Here is a 20,623-nt window from a genome sequence, read left to right on the forward strand (position 1 = left end):
TAGTTCCACTCAGGTCCCACTGGCTGCTTGGGGTTCCCGTTAACTGGTTTTCTGTCACGATCGCATTCGACATTCAAAACCTCCCTAAAAGAAGACAGTCCTAAACACTTTAAATGGTTAATGGTTGATGGTTGTGATGATTTCGCCTGCCTAGTCCGTAAAAGACGGGTCTGCGAAGATGACCAGCCCCTTGGCTCGACGCGCCTTGATCTGGATCGGCGCGCACGGGACCGAGCCATAGGAGTCGAAAATGCAGTGATCACCTTTTTTGGGGCTCAACCAGCTCTTGCATTGAGGGCAATGATAAATGCGAAGGGGGCTCTCGATGGGCATTCCCCTTTGCTCCACCGTCCCGCACACCGGACACTGCACCGAAGAAATGTAGCTGACGCCGTCCCAGTTGGGGTTCTGTATCCTGGACAGTATACCGGTCTTTGCGGTTACAACGGCATTCGCGGTTGTTCCGGTAGTGGAAACTAGTACACTGGGAACAGAAGTTATTCCAAACGCGCGGCCGGCAAAAGCTATCGCCGCCATGGCCAAACTACTGATTTTCAAGAACTCACGGCGATTCCTCTTCACAGTTTTCTCCCCCACGATTTGCGAGCAAAATTAATCACGGCGGCGATCCTAACGTGCAAGTTCTAGAAAAGTAAAGGCCACGGGTAGAAAGGGTCATAGGCACCATAAGACAACACAAAAATCCGCATTTTCGTTAACGCAGCGACCCGCCTCCTCAGCAGGCTGTTAAGAGGCTGAAGGGTCTGTCCTTCGCTCGGGAACGTCAACATCGGTGTTGCTGCCGGGTAGCGTTCTATTCCTGCACGCAACTTATTCTAAAAGGATTTTGAGAACGGGTCAGTGAGTTGGCGGGATACCCGTTCCGATTTCAACCCGGGCGTCTATTCTTTAGCTGAATCCCTTTAGCTGAATCCCCTGATAAGCATGCGCGGCTGGTGTAATTATTTACGATTATGATAAGCGCTGGCATGGTAGTCAAGAGGGTTCTGATGTAATTTTCGTTGCGCCGGTGATGCTTCTGTGAGGCGAGAGGCGGTACAAGGTTTAAGGTGCCGGAACCGCGGCGCAACTTCCGGACGCGACGGTTAAGACCGATTGTCTCTTAACTTCTCCGTTATCTCAAGCCCCTGGACGGCCGCAATCGCCGTCTCGAATCAGTTATCCAGGCGCCGGCGGGTCTCGCTGTTTTATTTGCGCCCGCGCCCCGAAGCGCGGCCTGCGGGTATCTCGGGCGCTCAACATCCAGGCTCCGTGGTTGGTTGAGGCTGCGAGCATTCCATTGCGATCCGGCCTTTGGCCAGGTCTCGACGTTGTTCCGGGGGTACCCCCGCCCGGTTCGGCGACGTCCGAACGCACCGAGGCCGGCGCAGCAACCCGGAGACGCCCCGCCGGCAGCGCGGGAGCGGGTTCGCTTTAAGGGACCGCGACGGTTGGCGACGGCTCGACGCACCCGCGTAAAACCATTGCAGATATTTCTAATGATTATTGTAAATATCCCGTAAACGCCATACATGAATATCATAAGAGAATGCAAGGATGGTATTCTTACATGGACGTATCGATTCGCCACCATGGGTATGGCTGCCTTGTTCTGTGCAGCGCATGCGCAAGCCGCCCAGAGCGTTACACTGGCTTGGAATCCCAATTCCGCCTCCGGCATCGCCGGCTATCGCGTGCATTACGGGACTTCGAGCGGCAACTACACTCAGACCAGCGACGTGGGAAATGCCACAACCGCCACGGTCGCCAACCTGACCAGTGGAAAGACCTACTTTTTCGCAGTCACTGATTACAACGGCGGGGGGATTGAGAGTTCGCCCTCGAATGAAGTAACTTTCACCGCCTCCGCGAGTACGCCGGTAAGCCTCTTCAGCGCCAGCGCGGTGCCGGCCATCGTGACGGTGTCCGACCCCAACTCGGTGGAGTTGGGCTGCAAGTTCCAGGCGTCCGCCACGGGCAAGATCACGGGCGTCCGTTTTTACAAAGGCCCGCAGAACGTCGGCACGCACGTGGCGAATGTGTGGAGTTCCACCGGAACCCTTCTGACCTCAGCGACCTTCTCGTCGGAATCCGCAAGCGGGTGGCAACAGGTAAACCTCGCAAACCCAGTCTCCGTCACTTCCGGCACGACTTACATCGTGTCCTATCACACTGCGGGCTACTATTCCGCAGACGCCAATTACTTCAATACCTCGCGCACCAACGGTTACTTGACGGCCCCGGCCAGCGCGGCGAGCGGCGGCAACTGCGTTTACGCGTACGGTACATCGAGCACCTTTCCGTCATCTACCTACAATGCGAACAACTATTGGGTTGACGTCGTCTTTGCGCCGGGAACCTGAGCTCGGTACAGCTGCGTCGAGCTTGATGCTGGCGCAGCAAAGTTGATGCAACTTGTTGACGGCGTAGAATGAACCACACTCGCACGACCAGGCCCGGGCCGCGGCGCTCGGGTCTCTGGCGGGGTACGCCGAACGTTTTCGCACCCGATTCTAACCTTAGGCCCGCCCGGTCACCCTCAGCGGCCGACTGCCGCGCCGTCCACGATGCCCCCACCCCCCGCACAATGGAAGTTCGCATGCGCTGACGCGGAGCAGGACGGCCGGCGGCGCTCAGAAGTTAAAGAGCTTCTCCGGAACGTAGATCACGTCGCCGCCGCTGACATAAACCGCGCGGCTGGGCACGCCCTTCAGCACCGGCCGCAAATCAAACAGCTGGGTTTGATGTTCGCCGTTGACGAGACGAATGAGGGAAACCTTTTTCAGGTTGGCGTCCGGGGCAAATCCACCCGCCTCCATGATGGCCTCAAGCAGCGTGGCCGGACGTTCGAATACGATCTTACCGGGCTTCTGTACGGCGCCGGAGACGACCACCGGGATGGCCCGGCTCTCCAAGGCCACGACAACTTCGCTGTTCTGAAGTTGCGGCTTATAAAGGCGGCTCAGCTCAATCTGCAACTGCCCAACACTCTTTCCCGCGGCATAAATTTCCCCGACCAGGGGAAGGCTGATTTTTCCGTCCGACCCGATCCGTTGGGTCTGGTTGAGCTCGGGCGCTCCCGTAAACGACACCCTAACGACGTCCCCGCTTCCCAAGACGCCCGGCATCTGACCAGCCGACTGCTTCGGGAGCGCCGCGCTCCGGTGAGGCGTTTGGCACCCCGTGCATAACAACAGGAAGGCCAGGAAAACCAAAACGGCCGCCTGCGCAATTCCGGGCCCTTGCCTCTGGATTAAACAAGTCGCATCACCTGCCAACTGCCCGCGCAGAAATCCGACTGCGGCGCCGGTGCCGTTCGTAGCTTTTAGAGATTTATCCATGTACCTCGTCCGGATGTACTATGCCCAAGGGGCGTCGAGCAACATTCATGTCCTGCGCAGCGCCCTCGCGGCTGCGCTTACGCCACTGTTTCGGACAGAAAGTGCGGGTTGATATGGTCGCTGGTGGTTTTTTAGGGTGGTTTACGAACGCTGTCCAGAACCTTCCGCCGCGGTCACGTCGAAATTCGAGCCGGGCTAACTCCGAATCAGCTCCCCCATTCGTTGGCGGAACGCGATTTCCGCATCCCCGAGGGTGGGATACCCGATGATGACGACCTCCAACACCTCTTGGCCAAGGTTACGTTCACCGCGCAGCACCGCCCGGAGCGCCGACCAGCGAGTCCACTTGAGCGAGATAAGGGACTGTTCCGACGCGTTCAAGCCATCCTGCCAAAGGCAAAAGAAGACGTGCGCCGGTTTGCCGTCGAAATCGAACTCCAAAGCGTGGAACGGAAGGGTCAGGCCGTTTGTCTGGACGCCGATCGTGCCCCGGTCCGCCTTCAGCTTGTAACCGGCCTGCGGGAAGCAATTTTCGGGGCGATGCACACGCGCCAAGATCCTTGACCGCACCGGGCCGGCAGCCCACTTGAACAAAAAGGCGGTCCACTGGGTGCCGTCGCGGTCTGTCCACGTTGCGGCCCGCCCCTCGTCAAACCCGATCCCTTCTGCGACCGGTGAAAGGGCGACGTTGGAAAAGTCGCTGTTCGACACGGGCCACTGGAAAGACCAATGCGGTCCCGCTCGCCCTTCGTGCCCCCGGTACCATGCTTCGGTACCCAGCAGGGCGCATAGCACCCACACCCCCAATCCAACCACCAGCCTCCACGGAACAAGGTTTGTGGCGGGTTCCGAAGACCGCTGCAGTTGCGGAAAACCTCCGGAAAGAAGGTGGGCAAGACCCCAAACCACGACGAAACAGATGCCCAGGATGATAAAGCCGGCCGGATCATGCCACTTCGAGATCGCTTCGAGCCCGTCGTGGGCGGCCACCGCCGCCAGGAGGAAAGCGCGCCCGACGTTGCAGATGAACGCAACTACGGACCCGCAGATGACGAGCAGGAGTCGCCGCGGCCACGTCGCGCGATAGAGTTCCCCAAGGAACAGCGACACCATGAGCGTGGCCTGAAGCGACCGGATCCCGCTGCAAGCCTCAGCAATTCCCAGCAGGCCGGTTTTGAGTTCGATGAGGTTCCCGTGCTGGAGCGCCTGAATATGAACCAGATTCAACGCGGCAACCGTAACTGAGGTGACCACCAGCATCAGGCCCTGAGTGACGAAATGTTCCATATCGCCCTCCCACGGGACCGTCGCCAATATCATGCAGATGCTGAACCCGAAGTGTTTCAGCCACGGCCTGCCGCCCACGAAATAAACCGCGCAGAGCGACAGCACGACGACTTCCAACGCCAAAAGCCAAATAATGAGCCGCCAGTCCGGATAGGGCTGCTCCACGAGCCAGGTGGGTAGAAACGCAACGCCGGCCAGCCAAAACAACCCTTTTGGAACGGCCGAGCGCGCCGGCTCGGCGCGCGGACGGGTCATCCAGCGAAAAAAGAAAAGGTAAGCGCAGATCAGGGGTCCGAACCACCCGAAACTATATTCGGCGCTGATCGACCAATACACGGCAAGACGCGCGATAAGCACGTACCAAAGCGCGCCGAAAGCAGCGATCAGCAAGCCATACCGCCAGGATTCGCGATGATGTTGGAAGCTGAATGGCCTCACAGGTGGATTCATTTTTGATTGACCCGCTGCGGTGATTCACTATCCGGAGCCGCTGGCCGTCGTGTTAGCCCGTACCCCTCGGGGAAGGTCTTGAGCGTGAGGTAAAGCTTCCTGCCGAGGGGGGGCTGGGTCCGAGGGATGGTCGTCCTGAACGGAGCGATTTGAGCCGCGGCCGGAGTTAAAGAGAGCTTCATACGCGTAGCCAACGGTTTCCGTCAGGAATTCCTTGGCCCGCTCGCTGGACTGCCACCAGGATCCCGCCTGACGGCTGGATGGAACCCAGCCGATAACCCCGACGTCCGATCCCGAGGGATACACTTTGGCGAAGACCAACCGGGTGCGCCGGGCATGGGTGCCCCACGTAAACACATCGAGGGTCCTGGACTGGAGATTCCTGTTCCCAAGCGCCTGGCAAACGGCCACGGCGGATTCATAGGTACGCTGGCGCTCGGTGCCCCTGGCGGGAGCGACGATTATTTTGTCTTTAGGCACCCCCGATCGCATCAGTTCGTTGGCGGCCATCTCGGCGTAGTTCGAGCCACCCTCCCCCCATCGCTCAGCAGAGGTCGGACTGCCGGCCGTGACGATGTATTGGTAACCCTGCGACTCGAATTCCTGTCCGGCAGCGCGGACGCCCTCACGGCCGATCCAGCCCTCCACCACCAGGACGCCCGCCGGCACGCGGTCCGTTGACGACAGGAAGGATTCTCCGCGTCGGCACCACCAGACCAACGGGACCGCCGTAATCCCGAGGGTGCACAACCAGCCGGCCCACGTCAGGCACCAAACGCTGCGGCGTTGGATCACGCGCAGGCGCCTGAGCTTGAGGCAGGCCGCCTCCCACCAGCGGAGGCGTGCATTCCGGTCATCAACCATTCAGGTCAATGCATTCATCGAAGCATCGCCTCTGAGTTCAGGGATTTGCGCGGCAATCGCCCGCCCTATTTCCAGGCAGGCCGTGGCCGCCGGAGACGGCGCGTTACACACGTGAACCGCAGGCGGGCGGCGAAGGATCAAAAAGTCATCCACCAGCTTGCCGTCGGGACGCAAGGCCTGCGCGCGGACGCCTGCCTCCGCGCTGACCAGGTCATCTTCACGGATGTCAGGAATCAGTTTTTGCAGGCTGCGAACGAATGCTTTTTTGCTGAAAGATCGATGCATTTCTTCAAGTCCCGATCTCGCGTGCTTCGCCGCCAACCGCCAGAACCCCGCGTAGGTCACGGTGTCCAGAAAATCTCGCATATCAAACGACGTGCGGCGGTACCCTTCCCGCTTCAAACTGAGCACGGCATTGGGTCCGGCATGGACGCCGCCATCGATCATGCGAGTAAAATGAACTCCCAGGAACGGGAATTGAGGATCGGGCACCGGGTAGATAAGGTTACGCACGAGGCGACGGCGTTCGGGTTTCAACTCATAGTATTCACCCCGGAAAGGCACAATCCGGGCGCCGGGATCGCCTCCGGCCAGCTTCGCCACGCGATCGCTGTGCAAGCCGGCGCAATTGATCACCCAACGCGCCGCCAAGTCACCCTTTGACGTCTCGAGAACCGCCTCGCTGCCGGACACCCGCAAGCCGTGCACGTTCGTGGCCAACCGCAGTTCGCCCCCCTGAGCTCCGATCAACTCCGCCAGCTTTCGACAGACGCCGACAAAGTCCACGATGCCCGTGGACGGAACGTGGATTCCCGCGACGCAACTCACGTGCGGCTCGATCTCATTGACTTCGGAAGCGCTCAGCTTCCTGACGGCTAAACCATTCGCAATTCCCCGCGCGTACAGGTTCTCCATCCGGGGAAGCTCGGATGCGCTCGTGGCGACGATCACTTTGCCACAGACTTCGTGACGGATGCCGTGGTGTTCGCAGAATTCCAGCAACCGCCGGTTACCGTCGCGGCACAATTTCGCTTTGAGGCTGCCCGGTTGATAGTAAATGCCCGAGTGGATGACGCCGCTGTTCCGGCCGGTTTGATGGCGGGCCCAGGCATCCTCCTTTTCGAGCACCGCGATTCGGATCCCGGGTCTCTGGCCTAGAATGGTCCACGCCACCGTCAAACCGACGATCCCTCCACCGATCACCAAATAATCGAATCGTTCCATGCTCAAGCTAGCGCCGGGCCGGCGGGCACCGTCACCCGTCGTCCCATTTGGCGGGGCTTCAGACCGCACACTCCGCGGTAACGGCCGCCCGAAGCTCAGAAGCGATGAACCGCTGATCGTCGCGTCCGAGCTGATGGTACAGAGGAAGGAGAATGCATCCGTCCTGCGCGCGTTCGCTCTCGGCGAGTGAGCCGGCCGATCGCCAGGATTGATGCTGATAGGCCGGTTCCCGATGGGCACACATGATTCCCCGCCTGGTGGCAATTCTCCGGTCCAAAAGACTCTGCATCACTTGTCTCTGATCGGCGCCGTCCGGCAAACGGACGCAGTAGCTCTGCCAGTTGCTTCGTGCCCATTCGGGTTCGGCAGGCAGACGCAACTCCGGGAGATCTCCGAGCAGCGAGCGATAGATCTCAGCCAGTTCCCGGCGCCGGCTGACCAATTCCGGCAAACGCTTGAGTTGTTCCCGCCCGATGGCTGCTTGCAAATCGGTCATCCGGTAGTTAAAGCCGATTTCAGGGTAGCTCTCGAAGATGATCGTATTGGCCGCGTGGCGGACGGTGTCCGGCACGGACATCCCGTGTTGTCGCCATAAACGAAACCGCGCGTCCCAGTCTTTGTGTTTGGTTGTGATCATTCCACCGTCGCCGGTAGAAAGGATTTTTCTCGGGTGGAAGGAGAAACAAGCCACGTCCCCGTGCGGTTTCCCGATGCGCTCCCAGCGGCCGTTCCACAGGATTTCGCTGCCGATTGCGCACGCGGCGTCTTCGATCAAGGGAAGGGAATGCGTTTCGGCAATTCGGGCCAACCGGCTGAGATCGCACGGCATGCCCATTTGATGGACGCAAAGAATGGCCCTGGTTCTCGGGCCTATCGCCGCTTCCACCAGATCCGGCGCGATGTTGAACGTCTCCGGGCTGATATCAACGAAAACCGGCGTCGCGCCGCAGTAACGGACGCTGTTGGCCGTTGCAATAAAAGAATGGCTGACCGTAATGACCTCGTCTCCGGGGCCGACGCCGGCAGCGAGCAAGGAAAGATGAAGCGCCGTCGTGCAGTTTGACACTGCGCAGGCGTGCGCGGCACCGACGCCCTCTGCAAAATCACGCTCAAAGGCGGCGACTTCCGGGCCCTGCGTAATCCAGCCGGAGAGAATCACCCGCCGAACGGCCTCCGCCTCACGCTCGTCGACCAAAGGTTTAGCAATTGGAATCATCGAAAGATTATCAGAAAGATTATCATCACGTACGTTGCTCTCACACAGATGAACTGAGGACCGTGGAAGGGACCTGCTCGCGGGACCACCAATCCACCAACCGGCGCAGGCCCTCATCCAGGGAGACCTGCGCCTTGAAACCGATCAACCGTTCCGCCTTGCTGATATCGGCGAGCCTCCTCGAAACCGGGTTGACCTTGCGGGCCGCCGCGTATTCCGGAGTGCGACTCACGCCCATCACGCGCCCAAGCCTCAGGGCGAGTTCGTTCAGGCTGGTCTCGGTCCCGCTTGCGACGTTAAATACCTCGTCCGTCACCGGCGCCTTTGCGGCCAGAAGGTTCGCCCGCGCGATGTCCTCGACGTACACAAAGTCCATCGTCTGCGTACCATCCCCAAGAATCAGGCAAGGCTCGCCTTTCGCCAGACGCTCCATCCAGCGGATCAGGACTTCCGTATACACCCCGAAGACATCCATCCGAGGGCCATAGACGTTGAAGTAACGTAACGCGACGTAGTCCAATCCATACATCGCGTGAAAGCTGCGAAAAATCCCCTCGTTGAACAGCTTTGCGGCCCCATAAATGGTTCGGTTATCGTAACCGTGGTGCGCCTCCGGTGTGGGAAACACCTCGGCGAGCCCATAAACCGATGCGGAGGATGCGGCAACGACTTTCTTCACTTTGGCTGCCACCGCCGCCTCCGCCACGTTAAACGTGCCGTTTACCAGAACTTCCAGCGCCAGCCGCGGGTCCTCAGCGCACTGCGTGATCCGGATCGCCGCCTGGTGGAAGACAACGTCAACGCCTGCCATGACCTTTCCGAGAAGCTGCGCGTCGCGTACGTCGCCTTCGACCAGGGTAACATTGCCCGAAGCCGCCGCCGATTCAAGATTCTGACGTCGCCCCCGGGAAAAGTCGTCGAGAATCACAATTTCTTCCAGCCCTTCGGCCACCAACAGGTCAGCGATGTGCGACCCAATCAGCCCTGCGCCTCCGGTGATTAAAGCTCGTTTATAGGTCAGCATTTTCGATACTCGGTTGAAATCCATCGCGCCAGCGCAAAAACCGGGCGGGCACACCAGCCACGATGCTGAACGGAGGTACGTCCCGGGTCACCACCGCCCCGGCTCCGACGATGCTGCCTTTGCCGATCGTCACGCCGGGCAGCAGAACAGCACCCGTCCCGATGTCCGCCCAGGCTTCCACGCGCACCGGACGAACCTCCAGGTCGGTTTCGATAATTGGCCGGTCGACAGGGAGGCCGGTGTGGGACGAGCCCAGGATTTTTGCGCCCGGACCCCACCCTACATGATCTTCCAGAATTAAATTCCGCGCGTCGAGGTAGGCCTGGGGGCCGATCCAGACGTGATTGCCGATCCTGGTGATCCCATCAAAACGCCCTTGAATGTACGCCTGGGCTCCGATGAAAACCCCATTTCCGATCTCAAACGTCTCCAAATGCGTGAATCCGACCCCGGTGCCTATCCGGACACCATCACCGAACTTACGGGCAACGGACCTCCAGATTGCTCGACGCATGAGCCGGTCAATCTCGCCATCACCACTGCCGAATCGGGAATATTGTTCCAGGAGGGCGACCGACGAGTAAGTCTCCCTAAGGTGCCGAGACAAATCCATCTCGAAAAGGGGGTCAGGTTTGACCGGTTGTTTGCCATGAACGGCAGGGATAGTTCGAGCATGGCTCTCAAGGCTGATATTCATTACAAAAATAAATCAATTAATTTATACATTTTAAACTTACCTTCAATCAAGGCAGCCGGCGATTCATCCGGAGCGCCTCAGCAGGGAAAGCCCTTACCTTTGCACCCCCTCGGTACGATCCTGAGTAGCTGTTGGGGTTAAGAGGTACGGATCGGACATAGGCAAAGTTGCGCCGCTCGTGCGGTTCCAGGAAGGCGCGTCATCCTTGCGGCGCCGGTTCGGCGGTACGCTGACGCCGGTCCCGGTTCCGGAGCTGGAAGGACAGGCCGGTCTTCCGGATGTACCGGTTGATCCGCTCGATTCCAAGAAGAGGAATCAGGGACCGAACGCTGTACAGGCCGGTAAGCAGCGCAAGGACGCAGCCAATGCCTGTCCCCCAAGGCTCACGCAGCGTCAATCGGGTGCAGAGCGCGATGGCCACGGTAACGGCGCCTAACAGCGACAGCCGCACGTTCCGAGGGGACAAGGAAAACTCGGACACCCTCCGGACGATCACGTACACGATATACCAGTGAAAGAGGTAAAGGCCCAGAAAAGCCATGCCCGTACCGGGGAGGCCGAACAGCCTCAGACCCAACCAGCCGAGCAATACATACACGGTGTAGGAGGCGAGATCGCTCCAGAAAAGGGCCGCCGCCCGGCCTTTGGCCACCAGGATGTAGCCCATTGGCCAGGAATTCACGCGCAGGAACATGCCGACGACCTGCCAGCATAGAATCTCTGCCGCCTTATCGAACCTGGTCGAATAGAATATCTGGATCACCCAGGGCGCAAACGCGAGAGTCGCCAGGATGCCGGGAAGGGCCAGCAGGTTCGAGATTTCCGCTTGTTCGTTGACGAGCTGATTGCAGCGCCGGTTGTCGCCGGCAACCGCCGTCAGCCGGGGGAAGAAATCCGTTCCCATGGCTTGCAGCACGAAGCCGACATAGACCATGGAGAGCGCGTTGGCTGCTTGAAACTGGCCGGCGCCGTCCACGCCGAGCTGGCGCGTGACGAACACACGGAGCAAGAACGGGGCCCCGAGCGTCATCAGCCCCGTCAGTAGGAACACGATCCCCAGCTTCAACAGGCTCCCGGCTTCTACCACAACCTGCTGAGGCTGGATGCGAACCGGTTCAACCCGGATGCGGCGAGCGTAAGACCAGGAAAAGAACGCTCCAACTCCCGCTGCCAGTACCATGTAGGCAGGAATCGCCTGGCGACCCCAGACGTACACGATCGGAATGCTCAGAAGCGCACCGGCCAGACTGCCGATGATGTTTATTTTAGCCAGGTCCCCAATCCGGCGCATGCCCTGCAAAAGCGCGCCTTGCCCACCCATGACGGCGCCGAAAAGCAGGATGATTGAGAGCAACCCGATATCGGACGCATGGTCGCCATTGCCGAAAGCGAGCCGGCTGATCGGTTCGCGCGCCAGGAAGAGGGCCACCGTGCCGATGATGCCGAGCACGAGACAGACCCGGCGAAGGGTGATTACGGTGGTGGCAATCACTGCGGGGCTGCCCGAACCCATCGCCGACGCGATCTGGCGCACACCCGAACTGCTGATGCCGAGGTCGACCGCGGTTTTGGCCAGGCTTATCACCGAATCATAGATCGCCTCGAGGCCGATACCGGCGGGACCGAGCAGCAGCGCCAGGAGTTTCGTGCGCACCATCCGAATCGCGATCACGATTGCCGTCGACCCGCCAATGATCGAAGTCGATTTCAGCGCCTCGGCGTGCGACGTGGTCTCGGGTTCGTCGGCCAAACGGGGCGGGCACGACTCGGTCGCCTGGCCGGAGCCGGCCCGTTCATCAACCAAAGGTTTCGCCATCGGATTTGCTAAAAGGACGGTCGAGAGGTCCTCGCACGTGAATGTGGTGCCGGCTCAAGAGCGCAGACACCCCCGCGGCCGCAGGTCCACTGCCCGTGAATATCGCTAGAGTCGGCATTTTGTCGCCAGCCTTTAATCCAATCATCAAGCATTACAATCTCCTGGCAGCCGTCACCAATTGATCGATCCGCAACCGGGTAGTCGATCCGCCCGGGAACTCCGGCGATTCGGTCTATATTATGGTCCATGTATTTTGTTTGTCGAGCGATCCGCCAAAAAGGATCGTCAACCTCGGCGCCGGGTCGCCCGGCCGTGGACGCGCTGCCAACAATCCAATCGACCGAGACGCGGCCGGCGAGCATCTACCTTTGAAGGCGAGAAGGGTGCGACCCGAGGCCGGCGCCGCCTCGGTTTCCGGCAACTCACCGCGGGGATGAGCGGGGATGGTCAGCCAGGCGCCCCCCGCAGCCTTCGAGGGCCGCCAACCCCGCGCCGTCCACCCTGCGCACCGATTACGGAACGCCGGCGGGGCTGCCCACGACGTGCGCGGCTTTGCCTGCCGGTTCTACATCACTGATCCGCGCCCAGCTGGGAGGCAAATTTCGCAGGATCTCGATATTTTTAAACACAGGACTGGTCCGCGCTCCGTGCGCATGGACCCATGCAGCCATTTTGCGAATACCCTCCTCAAGCGACGTCTTCTTCCGCTTCCCAAAAACCTCCTCGGCTTTGGAATGATCGGAAAAAGCGTACTTAACCTCATTCCGGGGTTCGAGGTGTTTCACGTTGCACTCTGCGCCCATCGCAGCCGCCACTACCTGCGCAAGGTAATTGACGGTGAACGGAACATCGGCGCCAACGTTGAAGATTTCATTACGCGCAGCCGGATAGTTGACTGACTCCGCGATCACGGGGGCCACGTCGTTGATGTGGGTAAACGCCCGTTCCTGCTCACCGTCTCCAAAAATCGTCATCGGCTGGCCGCTCAGAATCTGGTTCATGAAGATCCCGACGACATTTCGATAACGGTCGCCGATATTTTGGCGCTCGCCGTACACGTTGTGCGGCCGAAAGATAACGTAGTCCAGGCCGAACATCTCATGCGAAACCCTCAGTTCCTGTTCAATACACAATTTGGCGATGCCGTATGAGTCTTCCGGGATCGGAATCATCTTCTCGGTCATCGGGGTCTGACCTGCACCATACACCGCGATCGACGAAGTGAATACAAACGACCTGGTGCCGTAATTGACGGCGGCATTGATCAGGTTTACCGAACCGATAACGTTGTTGTTATAATTAAAACGCTTGATAAAATGACTCAGGCCTTCGGCGGCGTACGCGGCCAGATGATATACATGATCAAACCTGTAGCGTTCGAACAGCGACCGGATCAGCGCGTCATCCAGGATTGATCCCTCGACGAAAATGGCTCCGGCGGGGACATTTTCCTTGAATCCTCCACTTAGATCGTCGAGCACGACGACGCGATGGCCCATCTTGAGCAGGTGTTCCGCGACGTGCGAACCGATAAAGCCCGCGCCTCCGGTCACCAGAGAAGAGCTTGTCCCTTCGATGTGATGTGAGTTCTGATAGTTCATAATAGGTAATTAAGTTTTCTGTACCTGGTTGGCTATGGCTGTTTCCACTCAGACGGCGTTCTCGACCATTCTTGGTGGAGGAGCCAGGGGTTCGTAACCTAAATTCGGCTCCTTGCCGCTGTTGATAAACTCAGCCGGCTTTAACCGGAGATTCCATTTGATTGCGACCGCATACATTTTCAGACGGTTTTGCAACGCTTCCGTGCGATTAAACTGGCTAAACAATTTGTAGCCGGCGTAACGAAGCCCCAGACCGAGCAGGTTGACCCGCCGAATCCGGACCAACCCCCTCATGCCGTAATGTTTGTAAAAGAAACGGTAACAGCTTCGGTAAGTCTCGAGCGCAAATTTGATGGGGAATCTACCAACGGATTGGCCGCCGAGGTGCGTTATCTCTGCGCCCGGGTAAAAGAGAATGGACGAACCCGATTTCCAAACGCGGAAGCATAAATCCGTTTCTTCAAAGTGATAAAAGAAGCGCTCATCAAAGCCGCCGAGGCGCTTCAGGAGCTCACCTCTGAACAAAATGCAACAGCCGGACTGAAACCCGATCGTTCGCTCACTGTGGCCCGCCCAGCCCTGGTAGACGTCCGAAGCGAAGGCCTCTGAAATGCGCCCCAGCCGCCTCAGGTACAAAGCGCTCACCAGATAACCGGAAACCGTCGGGATAGGGCGGGCCGGATTTTGGAACGAGCCATCCGGATTCAAGACCCGGCAGCCGAACGCGCCCGCTTCGGGATGCGTGTCTGCAAACGCCACCAGCTTTTCCAGGGCGTGATCAAGAATCACGGTGTCCGGATTCAGGATCAGGATGTACTGGCCGCGGGCTTCACGGATGCCGGCGTTGTTTCCCTTCGCAAAGCCCAGATTAGCGCCGTTTTCGACAATTCTAACTTCAGGGAAATGTTCCCTCAGGTACTCGACCGATCCGTCGGCAGACCCGTTATCGGACACAATCACCTCGAAGTCGATCTTCTTGGTCTGTTGGAATATTGAATTAACGCAATTTGCTATAACCTTTAAATCGTTCCAGCAAATGATTACGATGCTCAGTTTCATTTCCTTAAATGTCTTTTCAAAGAATTACTGTCACAGCTTTCGATGCCGCAAATTGGCGGAGCGTACCCGGTTGAGGAGATGCCGGGCAACACAGGGTCCGGCGGCAGGGGACGAATCTGCCGGCCTGCCTCTCTGATGTCAGGTGCTGGCGCTCAGCCCGAACGACGCCTGTTGCGGGCCGCCGGAGGCGTTCGGACTGTTTCGGCGCCGGACCGTGAGTGGGCAATCATACGGGACCGACGCCATCTGACCGGGCGAAAGGGCGGTCGACCATTCGGCGGCATCTACAGCGACCGTGAGGGCCGGGATCGGCGGGAGTTTTTATAAACTCCGCCGGGTATCCTCCGCCCGGAAGGCTGTCCTTTCCCTGACGGCTGGACCCGGCATAGGGCCACACCTGCGCGGGCGTTGCACATCCCGGGCCGGATGGACCTGATGGGGAGGGGCGCCCGCCCGCCGGTGAACCGCTGCAGATGCGCGGAGTGTCCCCTGGATCACGCCTTCCAGACCTTTTCCGGCGCGGCTTGCACGGCCGCCATGGCGTTCCTGGTGTCAACGATGCACTGTGCCCAATCGGCAAGTTCCTGATAATTCACAGAGGCGTGAGCGGTCGCGATCACCACCAGGTCAAATCCCGCTATCGTCTCCCGGTCCCAAGGCACGGATGTAATTCCCACCCATTGGGGGTGCTCGCGGGTCGGGCGGATCACCGGAACATACGGGTCATGATAGGCGACCTCGGCTCCACGCTGCTGAAGCAGCTCCATGATGCGGTAGCTCGGTGATTCACGTTCATCGTCCACGTTCGGCTTGTAGGCAAGGCCGACAATCAGCACACGCGAGCCATTCACCGGTTTGCGTCTCGAGTTCAGGGCTTCGCCCACACGTTCCACTACATGGGCGGGCATGGAAGTGTTAATCTCGCCCGCCAACTCAATAAAGCGCGTGCTGCGTTCAAATTCCCTTGCCTTCCACGTCAGGTAAAATGGATCGATCGGAATGCAGTGCCCCCCTAAGCCGGGTCCCGGATAGAAGGCCATGAAGCCAAACGGCTTCGTCTTCGCCGCTTCGATTACCTCCCAGATGTCGATCCCCATTGAACCATACACAAGCTTCAGCTCATTCACGAGGGCGATGTTCACGCTTCGGAAAATGTTTTCCAGGAGCTTGGCGGCTTCCGCGACACGACAGGATGAGACAGGTACGACCGTCTTGATGGCCTCCCTGTACACCTTTACGGCCTTATCAAGGCAGGCGGGCGTCAGGCCGCCGACGAGTTTCGGAACCTCACCCACTCTGCTGGCCGGGTTTGCCGGATCTTCGCGTTCCGGCGAAAACGCCAGATGAAAATCTTCACCGGCTTTCATGCCCGATCCGGCTTCAAGGACTGCCCGCAACTCCTCATCCGTCGTTCCTGGATAGGTAGTAGACTCCAAGACGACCAACACGCCCGGCGTCAGGTACGGGGCGATGGCACGCCCGGTATCCAGAATGAAGGAGATGTCGGGCTCGCGGTTCTTATTGAGCGGCGTCGGAACGCAGATGATGACGGCATGAACCCCCCTGATCCCGGCGAAATCGGAGGCTGCTACGAACCGCTGCGCGTCCACCTGCTCGGCGACGGTGTCTGCGGAAACGTGCTTGATATAGCTTCGTCCCTGGTTAAGGGCCTCCACTTTATTTTGATCAATGTCAAGGCCAAGGACGTGCACCCCCGAGCGGGCAAATTGTAGCGCGAGGGGCAATCCGACATAGCCGAGACCCACAATGGCGATCTGCGTCTTGGAAGGTCTATGCATTTGGTAAGTAATTATGGCAAAAATTAACGACGTGGTCTATATAAGTATAATAAAATGATGATGCGGGTTTACGCGGGTTCCGGAACAGTTCTGTTCAGCCGCCTCGTTCAGCCGCGCCCCTGCCACCCCGGGAACGCGGGGTTTACGTGATCCGGAATGATCAAAGCGGCTGACACCGGCGACGGCTACACCCTCCCGGGCTCCCCGGCGCGCCAGTTCCGCCGGCCGGATCCCACCGGCGGCGCCGCGCAAGGGGTATTCGGAGTCACAGCGTTAGCGGAACGAGGTGATGGCTTCTCTAAGGTAATCGCCCTGCTTGCCCAGGCCGAGAAGCAGCTTTTTGATATAGGCGCTTACCATCCACGGATCCTTCTCGAGCGCCGCCTGGTAAAATTCCCTGGCGAGCGTTAGTTCACCTCGCCAGTAGCACTGACTGCCGATGCCATCGTAAACTCGCGCCCGTACGTGATCCCGTTCCGTTTCATCGGAAGTGTTCCGGCTCAACGATTCCTCGAACTGCTCGAGATTCATGAACGAGCCGCTCCCGCGGTACCGTTCCGAAGCCAGCGTTCGCGCGTACGTATGAGCGACCGCCGAGAGGCACGCCTTGGCGACGCGCGTGTATCCGGCTTCTTGAGCCCTCTTTCTGATGAGCCAGGGAATCTCTATTTCTTCGGTGGCACACGCGGCAAGCTTTGCTTTGTGCAGTACGTCGGTCATGCTCAACGCGTGCTGCTCGCGATAGCACACCATTCGATCGGCAAAGTAGGCGACGTCGTAAAAGAGCGCGAACAGGCACCACAGGTACCAATCACCAACCCACGGCATGCTCAGCTCGAAAAGGCTGATTTTCTCGTAGCACTCGCGGCGAACGATCACTGATGGAGTCAAAATGAAGTTTGACTGAAGCAGCTTTTTCAACAAAACGTGACCCGCGATGATTCGATCATGATCCGCGCGCGCCCGATAACATCCCAACAACCTGGTTTCAACGCCGTCCCGCACGCCAAATCCGGGACAAAAGGCGTATCCGACGTTTGGATGCCTCTCCAGGACGTCGACGTATTTTTCCAACACGTACGGCTTCCGCAGGTAATCATCTGCCGAGATGAGCCACACGTACCTTCCCCGGCTCAGGCCGATGCCCTTGTTGTAATTGCGGAGGTGCCCCAGGTTCGGATCGTTGCGAATGTACCTTACGCGAGCGTCCTGAAAGGAACGAGCTACCTCGGCCGTATTATCCGGCGAGCAATCGTCCATGACCAAGACCTCGAAGTTTTTATAACTTTGGCACAGGATTGAATCGACGCATTCTCGCAACAAATGGGCCAGCTTGTAGCAGGGAATGACGAAGCTAACGGCGGGCTCTTGCATAAAATCCGGGTCCGTTTTGGTCTAACCTTGATTGGCGGTTGCGCACGAGCGGAAGGCTTTGCCGGATGGCACCCTCCGGTATCATCCGGGTTCCGTCATGCCAAAATCATCGGGCGAGGCGACCAGTCACCACGCCTGTCCCGCTCAATGGCGAGTTCCAGCGCCTTCTCGAACAGGTCGGTCGCATCGTCCCAGGTGAAACGGTTTGCCGTGTCATAGGCTGCATCCGACATCCGCTTCCAGTCGTGCTGCGGCAGCGTCAAGACCTGTAAAAGCCGCTGTGACAAGCCATCTACGTCTTCGATGTCGACCAGATGCCCGTTCACGCCTTCCTCAATGATATCCAGCGGCCCTCCAACCCGCGTCGACACCACCGGACAGCGGCACGCCATGGCCTCCAGTGGAGGCAGATGAAATCCCTCCCGGGCGCTCCCGCATAGCCACACGTCGCACTTTGCGTAAAGGTCTCTCAAGGAGTTCTGCGGCGGCCGGTAATGGAATTCGGCATAGCGAGGCAGGCGCAGGTCCAGACCGGGTTTCTCCGCCCCAAAGGATATGACCCGAAGCGACGGCACGACAGCCGCTACCTTCTCCAGCGCTTTAAGGGCGGTACGGCAGCCTTTCATCCAGGATGTGGAGTACAGGATGCCGACGGTCGGGACCGCCCCTTTCGCTCTCTCCACGGCATTAAACTGCTCCAAGTCGACGCTGTTAGGAACAAGCGAGACGATCTTATCCCCAAACTCCTCCTGCGCCAGCTGCAGGAGCCATTTGGATATCACGATCTTGTGAAGGGGCATTCGCCAGGCCGCATCGGCGTCCCGCCTACGCTTGTCCGCTTCATGGTTCTGGATAAAGAAGGCTTTTGCGCCTTTTGCTCGAGAGAGGTTCTGCACTCCAAACGCGGTCGCATAATAGGTTGCGATGACCACATCGGCATCCGGCACATCGGCATCCACCACCGGGCGTTCCTTATTGAGGACGGTGTGCGGGACGTCTATTCGGTCGAAGTGTGACTGCCCGGCAGGGTTTGTCGGCCACCCGCGACCCACTAAGACGGATTTTACCTTGCTCCGGAGCGGCATAGTGAACGGGTTGGATACAGCCGTCACCTCATGCCCCCGTCGTTGCAATCGTTCGGCATAGATGGCAAGCACCCGGACGCCGCCCTGCAGACCCGTGTATGGAAGAACAAACGTGATTTTCATTTTTTGACAACTGGCATACCTGCTCGGTTCCGGGACGCGGCGTCTAACCGCGTCAATTCCGGTGACCGTGAATCGTCTTCCCTGCTGATGTAGAGATCGGCGGACAAGTTGTTCGTTCGGAAACGGACGTTGTCGCCGAACCATTGCGCGCCATTTTTAAACGGGTATGGACGCCAACCCGACGTTATCACGAGCCGCGAGCCCGCGCCGGGTGGTCACTCCCAGCGTTTTCGAGCAGGTAAGCTGAATCTTTTGCGCCTCAAGGGACTCGTTCAACTCAGCGGCGTGGTGTCGGAGCCGACCTGGCCGCAGGTTACCTGGTGACCGAGGCGCTTTGCCCCATCGAATCGCCCGGCCTATCCTGCAGGCCTGAGGCAGTGCCGTCCAGGTTCCCGTCGAGCAGCGAGCCAATCAATCTGTCGGCGCCCTCGAACGCGGAGTCCGCGCGTGTACTTACTGGCTGGACGTGATTTGCAGGTTGGTAGGCGGCAGCGGCGTCGGTTGCGGTGCCGGGCTACCACTGGAGTACTGATACGCCCCGATGGTCCACCCCCCGGAGCTACCCCGGGTATTCCCATCCATGTCCTTGTTGATGAAGCCGTCCGTGGCCAGGGGCAGGCCGTTCTGGAGCGCTGCCGCCCCGGCCGCGGTCAGGTGAAAATCGCCCTGGGCGCTGTTGACAAAGGGATCCGCGATGAGGGCAAGGGAGTGCGGCTCGTTACTCGGCCATGAAAAGCCGTTTACTATGGCCGGATAATAGGCGTTGTAGTCGCTGTGAACGGGACCGCCGGCGTTACTCGTGTTTGAGCTGTTGAAGAACACGTTGTTGTACACCTGCGTGTTCGGATCCGTTGTGCCGCCAAAAGATATCCACCCGTAGTTCCAATTTGAATCCACGCCCGCAAACACGTTGTTGTAAACATAAATCGGGCCGTAATTCCCAGGGGCCTTCGTTTGAATCATCGAGTAGACGGCGTTGTAGAAGACGTTGCCGTAAAAATACAGATTGACGGCGCCGCCCCATTCGAAGAAAAGTCCGTCGTTCGGGGAGTTATAGATCGTGTTGTAACGCCAAGTCAGGTTCTGGCTTGGGTAGGAATAAATGATGTCATCGTGATCGATGTTGTCGGACGTCACGTCGTAGATGGTGCAGTACTGGATGACGACCCCGTTCCAATTGGACGCCCGGAACGCTTCGCAAATCTGGTGAACGATGCAATGATCGAAGGTGACGTTGGTAACGGTGTTGCTGCTCGGCGCCCAGGTAAACCCATAGCGGGCCCACGACAGGCCCGAGGTTGCGGCCGGCCCGATAATCTCGACGTTCGAGATCGTCACGTCGGCGACGTTCCCGTTTTGAGCCCCCTGCGAGGCATACCCACCGGTGGAGGGGATTTGGAGCAGGATGCCCGAAGCGACCCGCCCGTCGACGGTGATGTCGTGGCCGGCCGGGATCGAGAGGAAGGGCCAGTTTGAGCCGCTAAAGGCCACTTGGGAATCGAAACTCGAGTTCCAACCCGCCGCGCTTGCGGCCGCCGAATCGGTTGACCGCGCGCGCAGGACCGTCACCGGGCTGCCCGGGCTGCCGCTCGCTTGTATGGTGAGGGGTGCCGAGTAGCTGCCTCCCGCCAGCCAAACCGTATCTCCCGCCTGAATGCTGCCC

15 protein-coding genes are annotated in these 20,623 nt (G+C 59.1%); 1 reads left to right on the forward strand and 14 read right to left on the reverse strand.

Annotated elements, in window-relative coordinates; genetic code table 11:
* Positions 1-1,532: 1,532 nt before the first annotated feature.
* Positions 1,533-2,363, forward strand: coding sequence for a DUF4082 domain-containing protein (locus tag JO015_15515; GenBank protein MBW0000506.1), 831 nt, complete (start codon positions 1,533-1,535; stop codon positions 2,361-2,363).
* Between the two features lie 270 nt (positions 2,364-2,633).
* Here JO015_15515 and JO015_15520 read toward each other — a convergent pair whose 3' ends face one another.
* The 14 genes from JO015_15520 to JO015_15585 form a co-directional block, all read right to left on the reverse strand.
* Positions 2,634-3,341 carry a polysaccharide export protein gene (locus JO015_15520; protein MBW0000507.1) on the reverse strand — a complete coding sequence of 236 codons (708 nt, stop codon included), beginning with the start codon at positions 3,339-3,341 and terminating at the stop codon, positions 2,634-2,636.
* Positions 3,342-3,536: 195 nt separating this feature from the next.
* The gene (locus JO015_15525; protein ID MBW0000508.1) at positions 3,537-5,078 is read right to left on the reverse strand and encodes an exosortase/archaeosortase family protein; all 1,542 of its coding nucleotides are present in this window, start codon (positions 5,076-5,078) and stop codon (positions 3,537-3,539) included.
* 27 nt (positions 5,079-5,105) lie between these two features.
* Positions 5,106-5,942 carry a YdcF family protein gene (locus JO015_15530; protein MBW0000509.1) on the reverse strand — a complete coding sequence of 279 codons (837 nt, stop codon included), beginning with the start codon at positions 5,940-5,942 and terminating at the stop codon, positions 5,106-5,108.
* Positions 5,943-7,166 (reverse strand): L-2-hydroxyglutarate oxidase, encoded by a 1,224-nt coding sequence (lhgO, locus tag JO015_15535; GenBank protein MBW0000510.1) that lies wholly within the window; start codon positions 7,164-7,166, stop codon positions 5,943-5,945.
* Between the two features lie 58 nt (positions 7,167-7,224).
* Entirely contained in the window at positions 7,225-8,382 is a 1,158-nt protein-coding gene (locus JO015_15540) for a DegT/DnrJ/EryC1/StrS family aminotransferase (protein ID MBW0000511.1), read from the reverse strand.
* A 40-nt stretch (positions 8,383-8,422) separates the two neighbouring features.
* Complete coding sequence (locus JO015_15545; GenBank protein MBW0000512.1) at positions 8,423-9,403, reverse strand: SDR family NAD(P)-dependent oxidoreductase; 981 nt, start codon at positions 9,401-9,403, stop codon at positions 8,423-8,425.
* Positions 9,393-10,103 carry an acyltransferase gene (locus JO015_15550; protein MBW0000513.1) on the reverse strand — a complete coding sequence of 237 codons (711 nt, stop codon included), beginning with the start codon at positions 10,101-10,103 and terminating at the stop codon, positions 9,393-9,395. Before JO015_15550 ends, JO015_15545 begins: the two co-directional genes overlap by 11 nt.
* A 199-nt stretch (positions 10,104-10,302) precedes the next feature.
* Positions 10,303-11,919 (reverse strand): O-antigen translocase, encoded by a 1,617-nt coding sequence (locus JO015_15555; GenBank protein MBW0000514.1) that lies wholly within the window; start codon positions 11,917-11,919, stop codon positions 10,303-10,305.
* A gap of 512 nt (positions 11,920-12,431) precedes the next feature.
* Complete coding sequence (locus JO015_15560) at positions 12,432-13,520, reverse strand: NAD-dependent epimerase/dehydratase family protein (protein MBW0000515.1); 1,089 nt, start codon at positions 13,518-13,520, stop codon at positions 12,432-12,434.
* A gap of 48 nt (positions 13,521-13,568) precedes the next feature.
* The gene (locus tag JO015_15565; GenBank protein MBW0000516.1) at positions 13,569-14,579 is read right to left on the reverse strand and encodes a glycosyltransferase family 2 protein; all 1,011 of its coding nucleotides are present in this window, start codon (positions 14,577-14,579) and stop codon (positions 13,569-13,571) included.
* Positions 14,580-15,073: 494 nt separating this feature from the next.
* Positions 15,074-16,378: a nucleotide sugar dehydrogenase gene (locus JO015_15570; protein ID MBW0000517.1), complete on the reverse strand. Its 1,305-nt coding sequence runs from the start codon at positions 16,376-16,378 to the stop codon at positions 15,074-15,076.
* A gap of 273 nt (positions 16,379-16,651) precedes the next feature.
* Positions 16,652-17,752 (reverse strand): glycosyltransferase, encoded by a 1,101-nt coding sequence (locus tag JO015_15575; GenBank protein ID MBW0000518.1) that lies wholly within the window; start codon positions 17,750-17,752, stop codon positions 16,652-16,654.
* A 95-nt stretch (positions 17,753-17,847) separates the two neighbouring features.
* Positions 17,848-18,960 (reverse strand): glycosyltransferase family 4 protein, encoded by a 1,113-nt coding sequence (locus tag JO015_15580; GenBank protein MBW0000519.1) that lies wholly within the window; start codon positions 18,958-18,960, stop codon positions 17,848-17,850.
* A 453-nt stretch (positions 18,961-19,413) separates the two neighbouring features.
* Positions 19,414-20,623 (reverse strand): hypothetical protein (locus JO015_15585; protein ID MBW0000520.1); only part of this gene is annotated, 1,210 nt, incomplete at its 5' end.

The organism is Verrucomicrobiota bacterium (genome assembly GCA_019247695.1).
In the GTDB taxonomy this organism is placed as follows: domain Bacteria; phylum Verrucomicrobiota; class Verrucomicrobiia; order Chthoniobacterales; family JAFAMB01; genus JAFBAP01.